This is a genomic window from Waterburya sp. (genome assembly GCF_058530065.1).
Map to the genome: position 1 here is coordinate 1 of NZ_JBZNBU010000418.1, position 2,902 is coordinate 2,902.

Annotated in this window: 2 protein-coding genes; both read right to left on the reverse strand. The window is 37.6% G+C overall.

Annotation, left to right across the window (positions count from 1 at the left end):
• Positions 1 to 323: 323 nt before the first annotated feature.
• Positions 324 to 893 (reverse strand): FHA domain-containing protein, encoded by a 570-nt coding sequence (locus AC33VI_RS23035; RefSeq protein WP_491784598.1) that lies wholly within the window; start codon positions 891 to 893, stop codon positions 324 to 326.
• Between the two features lie 66 nt (positions 894 to 959).
• Positions 960 to 2,902: substrate-binding domain-containing protein (locus AC33VI_RS23040; RefSeq protein WP_491784599.1), on the reverse strand; the 1,943-nt coding region annotated here is incomplete at its 5' end.

The window sequence follows — 2,902 nt, forward strand, 5'->3', positions numbered from 1 at the left end:
CAGATAAAGGCTGAGTGCCGGTTTGACATCTTGCCTCATTTGAGGGTGATTGAGGTCGATCTCAACATTCCTAATCAGGGGTGAATTTTCGACCAAAATCTCAGTTAAGGTCTGAGTAACAGCAGTAATCATCTGAATTTCCAAGATGGAGATGATATTTTGGTTAAGCATTGCTCGATCGGACTATGAGAGAGCTAGTTGAATATTTTTTAGCTTGACTTAGAAAAAGTATTTCAGGGCTAAAATCAAGATCGGATCTGCAATGCTTTTAGCTTTAGCTTAAAAAGAATCTATCGCCTCTGTCATTAGACTTTAGTCTATGTTTAGAGAATTTCTACTTGAAAAATTATTTTATGCTCTCTGCCAAATTCCAGGCGATCGCCTGGATTGATGGGATACGGCTGTTGGGGGGTTAGGGATTGACCATTCTTAATAGTCCCGTTGACACTGTTATTATCGGCAATAGTAAAGCTGTTGCGGTTATCATCCCACATGACATAGGCGTGAAGATGAGAAATTCTTTCCGCAAAAGGAAGCTCGCTCAGATCTTTGACCGAGATATCCCTAGGAATCCCCTCCTGACGACCTAAATAGATCTTATTGATGGCACTATAACGGTCTATGGTAAAAGCTCGACCAGAATTGGCGTGAACCAATTTTAGACTGAGGTTAACGGGTTCGACAACGGTACGAGTCAGTGGTTTTTCTGGCTCTATTATGGGTGATGGAGTAAAGGGTTCTGGTTCTGGTGGTGGTGGAATGTATGGCTGGCGATCGTTAGCCTTGGTTGATTCTGAGTTTAGCGGTTCGCCACAGTAAGGACAACAATCACCTTCAGGAACTGTCCTTTCAAAATAGTCACATTCGGGATTCATACATTTAACTATAGCCATTTTTAGTTCTTGGTTCTTAGTTTTTAGTTTTTAGTAGTAATTAATAAATAGAAAATACTGGCTGGTTTATCTTTCGCAGTCTCTTTCATTTAATGTTAGGGGAATGAGTTTTTTGTGAGATAAGTGACACTGAAATTCTTGGGTTTTAAAAATTTCGGTAATTTTTGACCCAAATTCTAAGTTTTGATTGGTATTGTTGTTGAGATAAAGCAGGTTTAAGGAAAAAGCAAGGGGATATCGACGATCGCGAAATACACTTTGATTGAGTTGATAGGCGTGCTTATCTTGGCAACTTAAATCTTGAAAAAGATCGATTCCTTGCTTACTTTGTTGGTTAACCAGCATCGGAAAATAGTTTAGGTTATCTCGGACGACGGCAAGGGGATAAACATTACATTGTTTGTAAACAATCTCTGGAAAATCAAATCCAATTCCTCCTATTCTCGTACCATCTGCTATCTTGCCTTTTAGCCACATTTCTCTAATTTCTTGGAGAATAGTATAACTCTCTAGTTGTTTGATTTTTCCCACTCTAATAGCTTCTGTAAAAGCTGCAATATCTGCTTCTTCATTTTCAAATAATAACTGTTTAAATAGTTCTTGAGCCTGATTATCTTGAGGCACAAAAGCTTGAATGGGAATTTTGGGAATTTTCGGATTTATTTGATGCCAATAACTAACCTTGGCAGTGTAAATATCTTTTAACTGTTGGAGAGTAATTTTTTGGTTTAAATAGTCCCCTAATTGCTGACAATTTTTACCACAATCGAGAAAGGGAACGTAGACCAATAGTCCGTCATAAGCAATGATATTATTAATTACTTGTTCGCGATCGTCTCGCAAAAATTTTTTTCGATACCGATCGGGAGTAAAATTCATAACGGCAAATTTTAGCTTGCGAGTATCAAGACTATTAATTAGTTGTTCGCGATCGCTATATGATTTTAGCTTGAGATTGACATTTTTTTCTTGGCTCAAAATTTCGGTAAAACTATCAATCTGAGAATTAATTTTATAGGCTTCAAGGTAAGTCGGTGCGATCTGAAAAATAGACTTTAGTTTTGACGATTCCTCCACACCATAACTAAAGTTGCCCGTAGGCACATTACTAATATCTTCAATACAACAATCTTCTGAAATTGTTTTGACACTATCGAAAGGAGGATCGTTTTCATTAATTATTTTTTCCAACAAAAATCCACCAACAAAAACCATAATTGCTGCGAAAATTATCCAAGGAAGCCAGTTAAAAGTTTTGGGGTTTAAACTCGATTTGTCAGTAGTAATTGCCGAAGAAAAGTCCCGTTTTGTTTGCTCAAACATTAGTTGACGCAATTCTTTTCTTGCTATAGCAGCATCGTTAAAATGATTATTTAAACCGAGAAGTTGCAGCAAAAAACTCTTGAGTTGAGGTGAAATTCCTTGCCAATTAATTTTGTTGCGCGGATCGAGGGGATAACTAGCTTGGGCGACAATTTCTGTGGAGGCTAGGAGATAAAAGCCAATGTTCCCTAATGCTACTAGATCGTCAGCAATTCTTTTAGGAGATACTTGCGAAATAGTGGGATCGAATAAATCTGACCAACAAGATAAATCCCATAAATAGACTAAAAATCCTACTTTCGTTTGAGCGATTAGCAGATTATCCAAACTGAGATTACCGTGAATTAGTCCTTGTTTAATTTCTCCTGAAGTAAATCTCCATTTTTGAGAGTGCAAAAACTCTAAGCTTTGTAATACTTGGTCTAGTAATTGAATTACTGTCTCTTCATCCATTCTTCCTTGTTGCACCAAGTAAGTTTTGAGACTGGGTAAAGTTGCTAAATTACCTGGTGCAATTAGATAACAACGATCGCCTTTGCCGATGGCTTCTGTGGGAATAATCAAGCGGAAATCTGAAGAGATGGCTTCTGCGACTTGAAAATTGGCTACTCTAGTAAAGATTTCTGCAATCTGTTGGCGAGTTTCTCTGGAAGGAAAACAGCGACGGGGTAACAGGTATTCTTTAA

Coding starts and splice junctions, on each gene's coding strand:
- AC33VI_RS23035 (WP_491784598.1), bottom strand. CDS start 893: ATGGCTATAGTTAAATGTATGAATCCCGAATGTGACTATTTTGAAAGG.